Source organism: Faecalibacterium faecis (assembly GCF_040096475.1).
Lineage (GTDB): Bacteria > Bacillota > Clostridia > Oscillospirales > Ruminococcaceae > Faecalibacterium > Faecalibacterium taiwanense.
The window spans coordinates 208,328-223,364 of sequence record NZ_JBBMEP010000001.1 but is presented as its reverse complement, the minus strand read 5'-3'; the positions used below and the strand labels follow the sequence as shown (position 1 = coordinate 223,364).

Genomic DNA, 15,037 nt, shown 5'->3' with positions numbered 1-15,037 from the left:
ATGCTGAACATCGATGAAATTCAGAACGGAATCGTGATCGACCACATCAAGGCAGGCACTGCCATTGGCCTGATGGACCTGCTGGGCATTGCGGGCAACCGCACCGCCAGCGTGGCGCTGATCCAGAATGCACGCAGCAGCAAGACCGCCAGCGGCCGCAAGGACATCATCAAGGTGGAGGGCGATGCTTCCTGGCTGAACCTGGATGTGCTGGCCTACCTTGACCCGGGCATCAGCGTGACCATCATTGAAAACGGCAAGGCCGTGCGCAAGGAAAAGCCGATGCCCCCCAAGCGCCTTGTGAACATTGTAAAATGCCGCAACCCCCGCTGCATCTCCTCCATTGAGGAAGAGTGCGACCAGATCTTTGAGCTGAGCTCCAACGGCAAATACCGCTGCATCTACTGCGAGCAGGAGCTGCAGGTAAAGCCGGAATAACGACACAGAAAAAGAGCTGCTGTATCAGGCAATTTTGCCGTACAGCAGCTCTTTTTTTGCAATAAAAAATCTGACGGAACTCTCACCGACGCAAATGCCCTGTGCGGCAGATGCTCCATTCCCACAAGCAGCACCTGCCGGACAGAAATGCGACGTACCGAGTGACTTTATCAGCAGCAAACCCCAAAGTTCGCCGTTGAAAGCCCCGCCAGATGAGCTGCGCAGCGCATGAGGACTGCACAGCGAAGAGCAAAGGGAAAACAGAGCAGCTTAACACGCACCGCTGCCCGGATCACTGCACAGGGGGCAAAGCTTCACCAGGTCTTCCTTTGGCCGCAAATCCGCCCTGCCCCGGCAGGAGGTCACCTTTACTGGCCTTAGTATAGCATTGTTGCGTGCCTGTTGCACAGAACATGTCATAAATTGTCGGTGCTCATGTCATGAACTGCGCACGGGATGGCGCAGGTAAACCGGAACCATCGGTCGCGGCAGCTCACGGTGTACTCGGCACCGTACTTGTGCAGCACGTCCTGCACGTTGGCAAGGCCCATGCCGTGGCCGCTCTCCTTTTTGGTGGTGCCGGGCAGCTTGCCCTCCTCCAGCAGCAGGTCTTCCTGCACGCGGTTGCGCACCGAGATCAGATATTCTTCCGGCGTTTTGCGGATGCGCACATGCACCTCCGGCGGCAGGGCCTGCGCTGCGGCGCGGATGGCGTTGTCCAGAAGGTTGGAGAGCACGATGACCATATCCATGCTGTCGAAGGGCATCCGCTTGAGATCGCACAGGTCAAAGTAAATGTTCACGCCAACTTTTGCCGCTTCTTCGTATTTTTTGCTCAGAATGGAATCCAGCAGCGGGTTGTGGGTATCCATGATGGTGGTGCCCGCCGCCACCGTTTTGCTCACGCTGGCAATGTAGGCCTGTGCGCCTTTCAGATCTCCCTGATCCAGCAGGGCGGTAAGGGCTGTCATGTGGTTGGTGAACTCGTGGGTCAGGCGGCGCTGTTCCGTGTAGGAATCCAGCAGGGCTTCGGCACGCTGCTGTTCCAGCTGAGCACGGTAGCGGGAGTTCTGCCGCTGCACCACCTGATCGTTGAACATCTGCACGATGGCGATATGCACCAGCACCGCCACGCTCATGCCAAAGGTGAGCAGCATGGTCATCCGGGTAGCGGGCTGCTGGGTCCCTGTGACCATCAGCACGATGTTCAGCACCACAGCCACCCCGGGGAAAAAGGACATCACCAGCGCCTGCAGCGGCTGCAGAGCACACTTCTGGTTCCAGCTGTACAGGGAATGCGCAACTGCTGCACCCACGATAAGGTTCGCGGCGCACAGCGCGATCAGGCAGCCGGGGTGCTGCCATGCTTCGCCGGTGCGCACTCCTGTGAACCAGGAGTAGGTATAGTTGACCGTGTTCTCCACCAGCAGGCACATGGTGCCGTTGATCAGGCAGGCGGTGAGCTTATCGGCAAAGGTTCCGCCAAACAGCTGCGCCGTAACAAAAAGGTACAGCACATTGAGCAGGACGCTCTGCACATTGAAAAATGACATTCCTGTTGCGAGTGACAGGCCCAGCTGCCCCATACACAGCAGCTCTGCCCACAGAACCGGCCAGCGCAGTTTTCCCCTGCCCAGATAGGCCCACTCCACCAGAATAAAGGCGTTCCCCTGGACCAGACACACCAGATGCCCCAGCATCATTTCCGCAAATGCATCACTCATCCACATACTGCCCCTTCCATTCCAGATATGCGTTCTGGATGGCCGCATAGCCTGCGCGGCTCACGCTCAGCTCCACCCCGTTTTTCAGCAGGGCGCGGTAGCTGCGGATGCTGCGCACATATTTCATGTTCACCACATCGCTGCGGCTCACCTGCAAAAAGCCGTTCTCGTAGAGCATGGGCGGCAGGTCGGCGATCTTGCCGTAGTAGGTGCAGATGGGCCGGCGGGCAATGTCGCCGTAGACGTTGATCTGGCGCAGGTCGCTTTCCAGATAATAGATCTGATCCAGCGGAATTTCCGTTTCGGTGCGGTTGTGGTGCACCGTCAGGGTCTTGCGCTGGTCGGTCAGGGCGGCAAGCAGGTCGTCCAGACACTTGGGCAGGGTGCGCGCAATGTCCCGCTTGAGCAGGTAGCGGTAGGCGTTCACCGTGTAGCCTTCCAGCGCAAATTCCAGATAGGCCGAAACATACACCAGCATCAGGCCGGGGCACTTCTGCTTGAGCTGACGGCCCAGCACCATGCCGTTTGCACCGGGCATGTCCACGTCCAGAAACGCCAGCTGATACAGCTCCAGCCCCGGCGTTGCAAGCACCTCGGCTGCGCTGGTGCAGACGGCGGTGTGCACCTGCACACTGCGGGCGGTAAAGTAGACGGTGACATATTCTGCCATGCGCGCGCCGAACGCCGCATCGTCGTCACAGATCAGGATATGCATGGAAGGTTCCTTTCTGCCGCAAAAGGCCCCTCTTATTGATGGAATAAGAGGAGCCGGGAACTCCTTCCGTCACGGCTGACGCCATGACGGAAGGAGTGTTTTATTTACGCAAAAAATTTATCGTAGATACCAAAAGCAAAGATGAACAGCACGATCACCGGCAGCACGCAGGTCAGGTAACCGCGCATCCAGTCGTGCATCTTGAGGCCCTTGCCGGTGTTGACTTCCTTTTTATAGTTGTCCCAGCCCCAGCCGTACTTGGTAACGCAGAACAGCAGATACACCAAGCTGCCCAGCGGCAGGAACAGGTTGCTCACGAGGAAGTCCTCCAAATCCAGCACAGCGCCGCCGAACACGGCAAAGCCGTCCCATGCCCACACGTTGTAGCCCAGCACGCAGGGCAGCGAAAGCAGAGTGATGAGCACGAAGTTCACCAGACTGGACTTCTTGCGGCTGCAGCCGGTCAGCTCCATGCCGCAGCAGATGATGTTCTCGAACACGGCCAGCACGGTGGAAAGCGCTGCAAAGGCCATGAACAGGAAGAACAGGGAGCCCCACAACCGGCCCATGGCCATGTTGGCAAAGATGTTGGGCAGGGTAATGAAGATCAGGCTGGGGCCGCTGGTCTGGTCCACACCGTAGGTGAAGCAGGCCGGGAAGATGATGAGACCGGCGGTGATGGCCACGAAGGTATCCAGCACCACGATGCGGGCGGACTCGCCCAGCAGGGAGTGCTCCTTGCCGATGTAGCTGCCAAAGATGGACATTGCGCCAATGCCAAGGCTCAGGGTGAAGAAGGCCTGATTCATGGCGGACACCAGCGTGTTGACCACGCCCACCTCTTTCATGCGCCCGAAGTCGGGCACGAGGAAAAAGCTCAGGCCTTCCTTTGCGCCGGGCATGAACAGGCTGTTGACGGCCAGCACCACCATGATCACCAGCAGGGCGATCATCATGACCTTGGTCACGCGCTCAAGGCCGTTCTGCAGGCCCTTGGCGCATACAAAGATGCCCAGTGCCACCACGAACACCATCCAGAAGGTCATCACGCCGGGGTCTGCCAGCATTTCGGTAAACTTGCCAGCCACCTGATCGGCGTTCAGGCCTGCCAGCTTACCGGTGGCGGTCATGTAGAAATAGTGCAGCATCCAGCCTGCCACGGTGGTGTAGAACATCATGAGCAGATAGCATCCAATGAGGGTGAGGTAGCCGTGGATGTGCCACTTCTGGCCCGGCTTTTCCAGTGCCTGATAGGCACGCACCGGGCTTTTGCGGGAAGCGCGGCCCACTGCAAACTCCATGGTCATGATGGGCAGGCCCAGAATGATGAGGAAGATCAGGTAGAACAGCACGAACGCGCCGCCGCCGCCCTGACCGGCAATATAAGGGAACTTCCACACGTTGCCAATGCCGATGGCACAGCCCGCTGAAAGCAGAATGAAGCCCAGCCGGGACTTCAGTTTTTCTCTTTCCATGATTCCAAACTCCTTGTTTTCCGTTCTGCTCTGCCCTGCCCTTTGCGGGGCCGGGCGAAGCGTTGCTTTTGTATTATAGCACAAATTTGGTCGAAGAACAGGGGCGCTTCAGTGAGATGAACTTTTGTTGTCAAAAGTATTCTTTGTCTTTCCCGCGTGCACAGCCCGTCCTGCCGCAGGGTCGTACCGCAATTTTCGTTGCAGATGCGTCCGTTTTCAGTGTATTTGCGGCAGGGTGCAATTTTTCTCACCTGAAAGGTGAAGAGCTGACAGTTATTCACTTATATAAAAATGCCTTGCATAGCAGCCGAGAAGCATCTCTTGACAAACCAGCAAAAAGAAACTATACTACAAATAGAGAAGGTGCTGTCCGCAATGGTCAGCTTCCTCCGGCTAATTGGTCAATAAGAAGAATGACCGCTCACCGTTTGGAGACTGGGGCGGTCATTTCTTATTGTTATGGATCTCTTTGAAGATTGCCCATGCGATCTGAAATGTAATTCCAACTGTACCGCCAACAATGACGAACAGCTGCAGAACATCGTTCAACACCATGATGCATCCCCCCTTCTGCGTTTGCGAACGGGGGAACAAACAATAAGCTTTTACGTCCCCCGGACGCTTGCCGGAGGGAAGCATGACCACCTACGCTTGCAGATAGCACCGAATCACCGCCTTTTCGGGCGGCATCTTTATGATATCATAAAAAATAACATTTTACAATAAAGAAAGCACCCGCTGTACAGGTGCTTTCTTTTCGTTTATATAGGTATATAGGCTTACTTCCGCTTTTTGGGGGCAGTACCCTTGCCCACCGGGCCGCGGGGGCGGCGCGCGGCAGCCTTGGACTGCACCGCGGCGCTGCGGGTCTGGGCGCGGCCCTTGGCGGCAGCGGCACGCAGACCGTTGATCTCTGCCTTGGTCAGCTCACGGTAGGTGCCGGGCTTGAGCATTCCCAGCTTTACCACGCCCTCGGCATTGCGCTTCAGGCGCACCACCTCAAGGCCCACGGTCTCGCACATGCGGCGGATCTCGCGGTTCTTGCCCTCTTTTAGGGTCATTTCCATCACGGTGCGGCCCGGCTCGTCGGTGACAACATTGATGGCGCAGGGCATGGTCTTGGTGCCGTCGTCCAGCACAACGCCGCTGCTCAGCTTCAGGATCTGGCTTTCATCGGCGCGGGGCTGCACGGTGACGCGGTACAGTTTGGAGATGCCGCCCGACGGATGGGTGACGGCCTGCGCAAACGCGCCGTCGTTGGTCATGAGCAGCAGGCCCTCGCTGTCCTTATCCAGACGGCCCACCGGGTACAGGCGGGCGGGGATATCGCTCACCAGCTCCATCACGGTCTTGCGGCCCAGCTCGTCGCTGGCGGTGGTCACATAGCCGCGGGGCTTGTACAGGGCCAGATAGTACATCTGCTGATCCTTGCGGATATAGATGCGCTCGTCGTCCACGTGCAGCACGTCGCGGTTGGGGTCCATCTTGTCGCCCACCTTGACGGGGTGGCCGTTGACCTTCACGCGGCCTTCGGCAATGATCTGTTCTGCCGCACGGCGGGAGCACAGACCCTGTTCAGCCATGATCTTTTGAATACGTTCTTCTGCCATAATTAAACTCCTTGTGCGCCTCCCGGCGCTCAAAACGCGCACCTCTCCCCTGCTTTGGGGTGCGGGTGCGCCTGTATCAAAACTGTGAGTTGGAAGCTCACAGTTACGGCGATAGTAGTTAGCAGGCCAGCAGGGAGCTTTCTCCGCGAACAGCGACGGGTTGCGGCACCCAGCAGCCGCTTCGCTATCGCTTGCGTCTTGCTGGCCGCGGCCCCAACGGCAACTCCCTGTTTCCGCCGCTGGCGGCGGTCGTTGCCGTTGCAGGGCTCCAGTCCCGCCCCAACGCTTGCGCGCCGGGGCCCCACCCCCAGGACATTCGCTGGAGAAACTCCCTGCCGTCCTGCCGGGATCGGCACCGGATACTCCGGCAAGATGCGCGAAGCCATGTCTAAAGTGCAGGCTGCGACTAAAATCGACAGAAAAGCCCATCGGGAAGTGCGAGGGCTTCTTTCGCTGGTGGTCTGGCGAGCGCAGGCGGGACGGAGTGTCCGGTGCCAAGCCCTCCACTTACTGCTCCGCAGGAGCAGCAGGCTCTTCCTTCTTTTCGTCCTTCTTGATGAGGGCGGCAACCTTGTCCACCAGCTCCGGCAGCATGGTCAGGGCACGGTTGATGGTGTCGGCGTTGTCCGACAGCTGGATGGTGCGCACGCAGCCGTCCTTTACCACGAGGAAGGCCACCGGCTGGATGTTCACACCCGCACCGGAGCCGCCGCCGAACAGGTCCTTGTTGGCGGCGTTCTTGCCGTCAAAGTCGGTGCCGCCGGAGGCAAAGCCAAAGCTCACCTTGGAAACCGGCAGGATGGTGGTGCCGTCCTCGGTGATGATGGGCTTGCCAATGATGGTATTGGAGTCCACCATCTGGTGGATCTTCTCCATGGTAACGTTCATCAGGCCCTGAATGGGATGCTCAGCCATAAAACAGCTCTCCTTTATCGGTTTGATTCGGGCAAAGGCCCGTTGTCTGCAGATCCGGATACACGTATAGTGTACCACATTATAGGAAGATGTCCAATACTTTTTTGCGCCAGAACTCGTACAGCACCCGCACCGCCGCAAGGACGATGAACAGTGCCTGTGCGCTCACCCGGCAGGACACCCGGTCCTCCACGGTGGGCTGCCCGCTGCCAAAGTCCGGCAGGATGCGCAGCTCATCGAACTGCAGCCAGAGAAAGCGGTCCAGCACGCCCAGCACCGGGTACAGCCACGCCTGCAGCTTGCCGTAGCTGCGGGCAGCGGCGGCGGGGTCCTCCCCGCGCACACCAAGGCGCACCTGTATTTTTGTGATGCGCAGCGCACCGAACACAGCCTTGGTCAAAGTGCCCGCACCTTTGAGCATGGTGCAGATGACCTCCAGCGTGATCTTTGCCTTTTTGCGCGGCTGGGCGGGCTTGTTTGCCTTGGCGGCAGCGGCGGCGGCCTTTTTGCGGGCTTTCTCCTCTGCCTTTTTCCGCTTGCGCTCGGCCCGCCATGCGGCAAACTTTGCCTTGACCTTGCCAAAGCCCCTGGGCGGCTCCGGGTTTTCCGGTGCGGGCGGCGGCTCCGGCTTCGGGTACTGGAACACCGGGAAGGTGATGCCCAGCGCACCGGCCTTTACGGTGAGCACGCCGTGCTCCCAGCACAGGTCTGCGCAGAAGGGACACAGCAGCAACAGCACCAGTAAGATCAGCACCACCAGCAGCAGAATGCCGATCACCCGGAGGATGAACAGCAGCACTGCGCCCAGCGCGGCGAGGAATGCTCCCATGCGTTACCCCTCACTTTCTGTCGGTGATGCGTTCGTTTCCGTTTCCTGTCCGTGCACCGGCGGCAGGTCGGCCAGAGAAGAAAGGCCGAACACCCGCAAAAAGGTGTCGGTGGTGCGGAAGCTCACCGGCCTGCCCGGCAGGTCAAGGCGTCCGGCTTCCTCAATGAGGCCCTTTTCCAGCAGGCCCGACACGCTGGACGAGGAATCCACGCCGCGCACCTGCTCGATGAAGGCGCGGGACACCGGCTGGTTGTAGGCGATCACGGTCAGGGTCTCCATGGCGGCGGGGCCAAGGGGCACTGCGCGGCGGCTGTCCAGCAGGCGGCGGATGCAGTCGGCCCACTCGGTCTTGGTGGCAAGCTGCCAGCGGGTGTTCAGGTGCAGCAGGCACAGGCCGCTGTCCTCCCGGGCGTAGCGCTCCCGCAGGGCTTCCAGCGCGGCTTCCACGCTGAGCTGCGGCAGCTGCACCGCCTGGGCCAGCTTGTCGGCACCAATGGGGTCGCCGCTGGCAAACAGCATGGCTTCCACGGCTGCACGGATCTGTTTCTGGTTCATTCCTTCTCCTTATCACGTTGGATGCGGCCCCGCTGCATGGTCAGCCGGCCCTCGTCGTCCAGCTTTACACGGCCACCGCGCACCAGCTCCAGCAAGGCCAGAAAGGTGGCCACGTTGGTGCTGCGGGTCTGCTGGCGGCTGAACAGCTGGCTCATTTTTGCCGCTGTGCCGCTGATCAGGTGCCGCAGAATGTACACCACCCGGCTCGTCACCGACACCATGGGCGCTGTGACCAGCGGCTCGAACTGCTGCTGGGTAGGCTCCCGGCGCAGCTTGGTGCGGCCGGAAAGAACGGCCCAGTAATCCGCCAGCACCTGCGGCGCATGGTGCAGGTCGTAGGTGTTATCGAATTCCATCTCCATGGGCGGACGCACAAAAACCGGCGCAGCTTCGGCCTTTTGGCGCAAAAGCGCAGCCATGCGGCGGCACTGGTCGTACTCGATCAGCTGGCCGGTGAACTCCTGCTTCATGCGCTCGCCCTCTTCGCTGCGGGGCAAAAGCAGGTAGCTTTTCATCTCCACCAGCCGCGCGGCCATCTCGATGAAGGCGCTGGCGGCTTCCGGGTCCGGGTCGGCCCGCGCCACCGTGGCGGTGTACTGGTCGATCAGCTCCAGAATGGGGATGTTGTGCAGGTCCATCTTATGTTTGGCCACAAGCGCCAGCAATAATTCCAGCGGGCCGTCAAAATCTTCCAGATGGAAGGTCAGTTCTTCTGCCACGCTCACACCACCGTCCCAAGGCCGGCATAGTAGATGGAATACGCGATCTTATCAATGTAGCCGGTGCCCTTGCCCAGCAGCTCCCACACGATGTTGTTCAGGTAGTACAGCGGCGTATCCAGTGCGCCGAACCACACTGCCGCCAGCAGGGCGATCATGATATAGCGCTCGTACTTCATCAGGCCAAAGTAGATGCGCCGGGGCAGCACCACCAGCAGGATGCGGCTGCCGTCCAGCGGCGGCACCGGGATCAAGTTGAACACGGCAAGGCTCACGTTCATCAGCACAAGGTACTGCAGGAACATGGCAATGTAGATGGCGGCATCGTTCACCGGTGCCCAGTAGTACATGAGCTTCCACACCACCATGCCCACATAGGCAAGGAGGATGTTTGCCGCAGGGCCAGCCAGCGCGGTGAGGGCCATGCCCCACTTGGGGTTTTTGAAATTGCGGGGGTCGGTGGAGACGGGCTTTGCCCAGCCCACGCCCGCAAACACCATGCACAGCGTGCCCAGCAGGTCAAAGTGGGCAAAGGGATTCAGCGAAAGCCGCCCCTGCCGCTTTGCGGTGTCGTCGCCCAGCAGCCATGCCGCCAGCGCGTGGCCGCACTCGTGGAAGGGGATGGCCACCAGCGCCACCAGCGCGCGGATGAGATAATAGATGCCCTGAGAGGTCATTCGATATTCCTGCCTTTTTTCAGTATACCATATATAATACTATTTTTTGAGGTTTTAGACAAGGGGTGTCCAGACGATTTAAAATGATCTCCGCTTCGCTCTGATCATTTCAGCGGAATTTTATTTTTAATTCGTGATTTGTCGCAGCCTGCGGGCTGCTCCAAATCACATTTTCACACAAGGGGTCGTAACAAAAAACAGCATCTGAGTGCATCGGGGCAGTTTTCCAAAAAACCGCAATATTTTTTGAAAAAAGGCTTGCATTTTGCCCGGTAATCTGCTACAATAGTCAAGCTGATTATTTTGATTCCTTACTTCACTGCAGGAGGTGCAAGTACCATGGCTAAATGTGAATGCTGCGGCAAGGGTGTTGCCTTTGGTATCAAGGTTTCTCACTCTCATCGTCGTTCCAACCGTACCTGGAAGCCGAATGTCCGTCGTGTCAAGGCGGTCGTTGAGGGTTCTCCCAAGTACGTCTACGCATGCTCCCGTTGCCTGCGCGCTGGCAAAGTTACCCGCGCTGTCTAATTTGGTGTATGTGGCCGGTCACTTTGTCGAGTGGCCGGCTTTTTTTGTTGCTGTAAGGAGGCAAAACACATGGCTCTGCCCAACGATCCCATCATGCTGCTGAGCGTGGTGAACCTGAAGCTGCGTGATTTTTACAAAAACCTCGATGCTCTGTGCGAAGACATGGATGCCGACAAGGCAGATCTGTGCGCAAAGCTCAAAGCCGTGGGCTACGAGTACGATGCCCAGCGCAACCAGTTCGTGTGATATTTCCAGAGAAAGCTTTCTTTTGATCGCTAACGACCGGCACCGACGTGCAGCGACTACGCCCGGGCCGGTGAATATAGAAACAAGGAGTGCTTGATTTATGATCCAGGGTACCTATTACAAAGAGTGGAGCAGCGTGCTGAACCGCGAGATGGAATTCAAGGTATACGGCAGCGCCGGTGTGCCGGTGCTGGCCCTGCCTGCCCGCGGCGGCCGCTTTTATGATTGGGAGAACAACGGTATGCCCGATGCCATTGCCCCGCTGCTGAACGAGGGCAAGGTGCAGCTGTTCTGCGCCGACAGCATTGACGGCGAGGCCGTACTGAACGGCGACATCCCGGTGCGCCGCCGCGCCGAGATGGAGGAAAAGTACTTCGTCTACCTTACCGCCGAGCTGGCTCCCCGGGTGCTGGCCCTGAACGGTGCCGCAAAGGATGCCAAGCTGTGGTGTGTGGGCATCGACCTTGGCGCTGTGCACGCCGTCAACTGCCGCCTGCGCCGTCCCAAGCTCTTTGCCGGTGCCATCGGCCTTTCCGGCATCTACGATCTGGCCCGCTTCTGGGGCAGTGAAGCCGACGATCTGGTGCTGCGCTGCTCTCCCCTGCAGTATCTGGCCGAGAACGGCATCGCCGACAAGCTGGCTCTGGCCAAGGCCGAGGAGAACAGCCTGATGCTCTGCGCCGGTCAGGGTGCCTACGAGGACGATGCCAAAGCCGACACGCAGGCGCTGGCCGATGTGCTGGCCGCACAGGGCCTGCCCGCCCACCTCGAGGTCTGGGGCGGCGATGTCTCCCACGAGTGGTACTGGTGGGGCAAGATGCTGGGCCTGTTTGTGCCGCGGATTCTGGAGAAGTAAAAGATATTTGATAGAGGGAAGGCATTTGCAGTGCCTTCCCTCTTTTTGTTTGTATTTTTCAATTCCCTACTTGATTTATCGGGTTTGCTGTGCTATACTCATGCTGTAAGAAGTATACCCCCTATGGGTAAAGGAGATATTTTATGGACAACGAGAAAAAGCCCTGCTGCTGTTGCGGCACGCCCGCCCAGCCCGAAGCTGCCACGGCTCCGGCCGTTGACGCATCCGCTGTGCCCACCGAAAGCGTCACCCCCTCCTGCTGCCGCCACAAGGACCGCACCCCGGAGGAACACAAGGCCCTGCTGAACCGGCTCAGCCGCATCGAGGGGCAGGTGCGCGGCATCCGCGGCATGCTGGAAAAGGATGCCTACTGCGTGGACATTCTTGTGCAGGTGGCGGCGGCGAACTCGGCGCTGAACAGCTTTTCCAAAGAGCTGCTGGCACAGCACATCTCCACCTGCGTGGCGGACGACCTGCGCGCGGGCAGCGAGGCAAAGCTGGACGAGCTGGTGAATCTGCTGCCCAAGCTCATGAAATAAGAAGCTCTTTCCTGTGCATACTCAACGTAGGAGTGATATTTTATGGAACAATACAACGTTACCGGCATGAGCTGCGCAGCCTGCTCCGCCCGGGTGGAGAAGGCCGTGAGCAAGGTGCCCGGCGTTGCCAGCTGTTCGGTGAGCCTGCTGACCAACTCCATGGGCGTGGAGGGCACCGCCAGCTCTGCCGAGATCATCAAGGCCGTGCAGGATGCCGGTTACGGTGCCAGCCCCAAGCGTGCGGGCGCGGCGGCTGCCAGCGCCACCAGCGCCGACCTTGACGCGCTGGCCGACCACGAGACCCCCAAGCTCAAGCGGCGGCTCATTGCGTCGCTGGGCTTTCTGCTGGTGCTGATGTACTTCTCCATGGGCCACATGATGTGGGGCTGGCCCCTGCCCCGCTGGTTCGACGGCAACCACATCGCCATGGGCCTTGTGCAGCTGCTGCTGGCGGGCATCGTCATGGTCATCAACCAGAAGTTCTTCATCAACGGCTTCAAGGGCCTCCTCCACGGCTCGCCCAACATGGACACGCTGGTGGCCATGGGTTCCATGGCAAGCTTTGTGTGGAGCACCTACGCCCTGTTCGCCATGACCCGCGCGCAGGTGGACGGCAACAGCGAGCTGGTCATGCATTATATGATGGAGTTCTACTTCGAGTCCGCTGCCATGATCTTGACCCTCATCACGGTGGGCAAGATGCTGGAGGCCCGCTCCAAGGGCAAGACCACCGACGCGCTCAAGAGCCTGATGAAGCTTGCCCCCAAGACCGCCACCCTGCTGCGGGACGGTGCCGAAGTGACCGTGCCCATCGAGCAGGTGCAGAAGGGGGATATTTTTGTGGTGCGCCCGGGCGAGAACATCCCCGTGGACGGCATCGTGCTGGAAGGCACCAGCGCCGTGAACGAGAGCGCCCTGACCGGCGAGAGCATCCCCGTGGACAAGGCTGCGGGCGATAAGGTGAGCGCTGCCACCACCAACCAGTCCGGTTTCCTGCAGTGCCGGGCCACCCGCGTGGGCGAGGACACCACCCTTGCCCAGATCATCCGGATGGTCAGCGATGCCGCCGCCACCAAGGCTCCCATTGCAAAAATCGCCGATACGGTGTCCGGTTTCTTCGTGCCTGCGGTCATTACCATCGCGGTGGTCACCACCATCGTATGGCTGCTGCTGGGCCGGGAGCTGGGCTATGCACTGGCCCGCGGCATCTCCGTGCTGGTCATCAGCTGCCCCTGTGCGCTGGGTCTGGCAACGCCGGTGGCCATCATGGTGGGCAACGGTCTGGGTGCAAAGAACGGCATCCTGTTCAAGACCGCCGCTTCGCTGGAAGCTGCAGGCCGCACCCAGATCGTGGCGCTGGATAAGACCGGCACCATCACCAGCGGTGAACCAAAAGTGACCGACATTCTGCCCGCCGAGGGCGTTTCCGAGACGGAGCTGCTCACCCTTGCCGCCGCACTGGAGCGCAAGAGCGAGCACCCGCTGGCAAAGGCCGTGCTGGCCTGCACCGACGCGCAGAAGCTCACCGCCCCCGAGGTATCCGGCTTTGCCGCCCTGCCGGGCAACGGTCTGGCCGCAAAGCTGGACGGCGTGGAGATCTTTGGCGGCAATGCGTCCTTTATCGGCACCAAAGTCACCGTGCCCGCACAGCTGCAGGAGAAGGCCGCAGCCCTTTCCGCACAGGGCAAAACGCCCCTGTTCTTCGGCGGAGCAGGCCGCCTGCTGGGCATCATCGCGGTGGCCGATACCATCAAGGAGGACAGCCCGCAGGCCATCCGGGAGCTGCAGGCCATGGGCATCCGCGTGGTCATGCTCACCGGTGACAACCAGCGCACCGCTGCTGCCATTGGCAGGCAGGCAGGCGTGGACGAGGTGATCGCAGGCGTGCTGCCCGACGGCAAGGAAGCGGTCATCCGCCAGCTGCAGGCATCCGGCAAGGTGGCCATGGTGGGCGACGGCATCAACGATGCCCCGGCCCTGACCCGTGCCGACACCGGCATCGCCATCGGCGCAGGCACCGACGTTGCCATCGACGCGGCGGACGTGGTGCTGATGAACTCCAAGCTGTCGGACGTGCCCGCCGCCATCCGCCTGAGCCGCGCTGCCCTGCGCAACATCCACGAAAACCTGTTCTGGGCGTTCATCTACAACATCATCGGCATCCCGCTGGCCGCAGGCGTGTTCATCCCCTTCGGCCTGACGCTGAACCCCATGTTCGGTGCTGCTGCCATGAGCCTTTCCAGCTTCTGCGTGGTAAGCAACGCCCTGCGCCTGAACCTGTTCGACGTGCACAGCACAAAGCACGATCGTGCGGCAAAAAATGCTGCTTCCCTGCCCGCTGTCTCCGCACAGCCCGCAGCGGTTGCAAATAAAGAGAGTACCAAGGAGGACACTGCTATGAAAAAGACCCTGAAGGTGGAAGGCATGATGTGCGGCCACTGCGAAGCCCGCGTGAAGAAGGCTCTGGAAGCCCTGCCCGAGGTGGACGAGGCCGTGGTGAGCCACGAGGCCGGCACCGCCATCGTCACCCTGAACGCCGAGGTCGCCGACGACGTGCTGAAGAAGGCCGTTGAGGATCAGGACTACCCTGTGACCGGCATCCAGTAAACCGCCGCTGAATACGGAAAGGCCGCTGCATGTGAACCGTGCAGCGGCCTTTTGCATTGGGTTCTTATTGTATTTCGTCAGAAAGTATGTTAAACTAAAAATGCCGCCTGAAAAGGCGGTGATTAGGTGCTGTCTGCAAGCGCAGGTGGTCATGCTTCCTGCCCTGTATCGCTGCTCTTTCTACATGGAATGAAGCAGAGGTTCCGGGAGGAAACTTTTTTGGAAGTACCCTGCCCGGAGCCTTGAAGGCGAAGGGAGGGATATCAATGAGCCTGATGGAGCTTTTCACTCTGCTCACGGTCATTCTCATGCTGTTGAGTCTGATCCTTGATGCAGTTCGCCTGACCGTTGAGGTCTTGGAGAAGTTTTCTCAGCGCAAATGTGATGACAACAAAAAAGATTGACTGCCACAGCCTTCCAACTCCGTGCAGTCAATCTTGATTGTAAAGGTAGGAAACTGACCATTGCGGACAGCACCTTTTCTATTTGTAGTATAGTTATTTTTTGCCGTTTTGTCAAGAGAAGGTGCCCGCCTTCTCTTTTTCTTTCCCCATTTTCCTGTGCATTTTCACCCCGGAAGCTGTGGCTTTTTGCGCAAAAACTA

Annotated in this window: 16 protein-coding genes; 7 read left to right on the top strand and 9 right to left on the bottom strand. The window is 59.4% G+C overall.

Going from position 1 to position 15,037, the window contains the following annotated elements:
• Positions 1 to 438: an aspartate carbamoyltransferase regulatory subunit gene (locus WMO17_RS01005; RefSeq protein WP_005941235.1), complete on the top strand. Its 438-nt coding sequence runs from the start codon at positions 1 to 3 to the stop codon at positions 436 to 438.
• A 416-nt stretch (positions 439 to 854) separates the two neighbouring features.
• Here WMO17_RS01005 and WMO17_RS01000 read toward each other — a convergent pair whose 3' ends face one another.
• The 9 genes from WMO17_RS01000 to WMO17_RS00960 form a co-directional block, all read right to left on the bottom strand.
• Positions 855 to 2,162 carry a sensor histidine kinase gene (locus tag WMO17_RS01000; RefSeq protein ID WP_349137290.1) on the bottom strand — a complete coding sequence of 436 codons (1,308 nt, stop codon included), beginning with the start codon at positions 2,160 to 2,162 and terminating at the stop codon, positions 855 to 857.
• Positions 2,155 to 2,877: a LytR/AlgR family response regulator transcription factor gene (locus WMO17_RS00995; RefSeq protein ID WP_005941248.1), complete on the bottom strand. Its 723-nt coding sequence runs from the start codon at positions 2,875 to 2,877 to the stop codon at positions 2,155 to 2,157. Before WMO17_RS00995 ends, WMO17_RS01000 begins: the two co-directional genes overlap by 8 nt.
• A gap of 104 nt (positions 2,878 to 2,981) precedes the next feature.
• On the bottom strand, positions 2,982 to 4,352 hold the full coding sequence (locus tag WMO17_RS00990) for a sodium-dependent transporter (RefSeq protein ID WP_005941251.1): 1,371 nt from the start codon (positions 4,350 to 4,352) through the stop codon (positions 2,982 to 2,984).
• A 779-nt stretch (positions 4,353 to 5,131) separates the two neighbouring features.
• A complete protein-coding gene (locus WMO17_RS00985) occupies positions 5,132 to 5,962 on the bottom strand; it encodes a pseudouridine synthase (RefSeq protein WP_207698220.1) in 831 nt (276 codons plus the stop codon).
• Positions 5,963 to 6,469: 507 nt separating this feature from the next.
• The gene (ytfJ, locus tag WMO17_RS00980; RefSeq protein ID WP_005941263.1) at positions 6,470 to 6,877 is read right to left on the bottom strand and encodes a GerW family sporulation protein; all 408 of its coding nucleotides are present in this window, start codon (positions 6,875 to 6,877) and stop codon (positions 6,470 to 6,472) included.
• Positions 6,878 to 6,956: 79 nt separating this feature from the next.
• Positions 6,957 to 7,706, bottom strand: coding sequence for a DUF2953 domain-containing protein (locus WMO17_RS00975; protein WP_349137289.1), 750 nt, complete (start codon positions 7,704 to 7,706; stop codon positions 6,957 to 6,959).
• Positions 7,707 to 7,709: 3 nt separating this feature from the next.
• Complete coding sequence (gene scpB, locus WMO17_RS00970; protein WP_005941268.1) at positions 7,710 to 8,261, bottom strand: SMC-Scp complex subunit ScpB; 552 nt, start codon at positions 8,259 to 8,261, stop codon at positions 7,710 to 7,712.
• Entirely contained in the window at positions 8,258 to 8,980 is a 723-nt protein-coding gene (locus tag WMO17_RS00965) for a segregation and condensation protein A (RefSeq protein WP_097778376.1), read from the bottom strand. Before WMO17_RS00965 ends, scpB begins: the two co-directional genes overlap by 4 nt.
• 2 nt (positions 8,981 to 8,982) lie before the next feature.
• Positions 8,983 to 9,657 (bottom strand): site-2 protease family protein, encoded by a 675-nt coding sequence (locus tag WMO17_RS00960; protein ID WP_154255419.1) that lies wholly within the window; start codon positions 9,655 to 9,657, stop codon positions 8,983 to 8,985.
• 339 nt (positions 9,658 to 9,996) lie between these two features.
• Here WMO17_RS00960 and rpmB point away from each other — a divergent pair, with 339 nt between their 5' ends.
• The 6 genes from rpmB to WMO17_RS00930 all read left to right on the top strand — a co-directional run bounded on the left by rpmB (position 9,997) and on the right by WMO17_RS00930 (position 14,837).
• Positions 9,997 to 10,185, top strand: coding sequence for a 50S ribosomal protein L28 (gene rpmB / locus WMO17_RS00955; protein WP_082210844.1), 189 nt, complete (start codon positions 9,997 to 9,999; stop codon positions 10,183 to 10,185).
• Between the two features lie 69 nt (positions 10,186 to 10,254).
• On the top strand, positions 10,255 to 10,431 hold the full coding sequence (locus WMO17_RS00950) for a DUF4250 domain-containing protein (protein ID WP_097774886.1): 177 nt from the start codon (positions 10,255 to 10,257) through the stop codon (positions 10,429 to 10,431).
• Between the two features lie 100 nt (positions 10,432 to 10,531).
• A complete protein-coding gene (locus WMO17_RS00945) occupies positions 10,532 to 11,287 on the top strand; it encodes an esterase family protein (protein WP_005941285.1) in 756 nt (251 codons plus the stop codon).
• Between the two features lie 143 nt (positions 11,288 to 11,430).
• Entirely contained in the window at positions 11,431 to 11,826 is a 396-nt protein-coding gene (locus WMO17_RS00940) for a metal-sensing transcriptional repressor (protein WP_005941288.1), read from the top strand.
• Between the two features lie 42 nt (positions 11,827 to 11,868).
• Positions 11,869 to 14,433, top strand: a complete 2,565-nt coding sequence (locus WMO17_RS00935) for a heavy metal translocating P-type ATPase (RefSeq protein ID WP_349137288.1) — start codon at positions 11,869 to 11,871, stop codon at positions 14,431 to 14,433.
• A 266-nt stretch (positions 14,434 to 14,699) separates the two neighbouring features.
• Positions 14,700 to 14,837, top strand: coding sequence for a hypothetical protein (locus WMO17_RS00930; protein WP_165853639.1), 138 nt, complete (start codon positions 14,700 to 14,702; stop codon positions 14,835 to 14,837).
• Positions 14,838 to 15,037: the final 200 nt, after the last annotated feature.

Bases quoted from the DNA above. Each gene is read 5' to 3' on its own strand.
- WMO17_RS00995 (WP_005941248.1), bottom strand. From the start codon at position 2,877: ATGCATATCCTGATCTGTGACGACGATGCGGCGTTCGGCGCGCGCATG.
- WMO17_RS00935 (WP_349137288.1), top strand. From the start codon at position 11,869: ATGGAACAATACAACGTTACCGGCATGAGCTGCGCAGCCTGCTCCGCC.
- WMO17_RS00975 (WP_349137289.1), bottom strand. From the start codon at position 7,706: ATGGGAGCATTCCTCGCCGCGCTGGGCGCAGTGCTGCTGTTCATCCTC.
- WMO17_RS00960 (WP_154255419.1), bottom strand. From the start codon at position 9,657: ATGACCTCTCAGGGCATCTATTATCTCATCCGCGCGCTGGTGGCGCTG.
- WMO17_RS01000 (WP_349137290.1), bottom strand. From the start codon at position 2,162: ATGAGTGATGCATTTGCGGAAATGATGCTGGGGCATCTGGTGTGTCTG.
- WMO17_RS01005 (WP_005941235.1), top strand. From the start codon at position 1: ATGCTGAACATCGATGAAATTCAGAACGGAATCGTGATCGACCACATC.
- WMO17_RS00985 (WP_207698220.1), bottom strand. From the start codon at position 5,962: ATGGCAGAAGAACGTATTCAAAAGATCATGGCTGAACAGGGTCTGTGC.
- WMO17_RS00990 (WP_005941251.1), bottom strand. From the start codon at position 4,352: ATGGAAAGAGAAAAACTGAAGTCCCGGCTGGGCTTCATTCTGCTTTCA.
- rpmB (WP_082210844.1), top strand. From the start codon at position 9,997: ATGGCTAAATGTGAATGCTGCGGCAAGGGTGTTGCCTTTGGTATCAAG.
- ytfJ (WP_005941263.1), bottom strand. From the start codon at position 6,877: ATGGCTGAGCATCCCATTCAGGGCCTGATGAACGTTACCATGGAGAAG.
- WMO17_RS00930 (WP_165853639.1), top strand. From the start codon at position 14,700: ATGAGCCTGATGGAGCTTTTCACTCTGCTCACGGTCATTCTCATGCTG.
- WMO17_RS00940 (WP_005941288.1), top strand. From the start codon at position 11,431: ATGGACAACGAGAAAAAGCCCTGCTGCTGTTGCGGCACGCCCGCCCAG.
- WMO17_RS00945 (WP_005941285.1), top strand. From the start codon at position 10,532: ATGATCCAGGGTACCTATTACAAAGAGTGGAGCAGCGTGCTGAACCGC.
- WMO17_RS00950 (WP_097774886.1), top strand. From the start codon at position 10,255: ATGGCTCTGCCCAACGATCCCATCATGCTGCTGAGCGTGGTGAACCTG.
- scpB (WP_005941268.1), bottom strand. From the start codon at position 8,261: ATGAACCAGAAACAGATCCGTGCAGCCGTGGAAGCCATGCTGTTTGCC.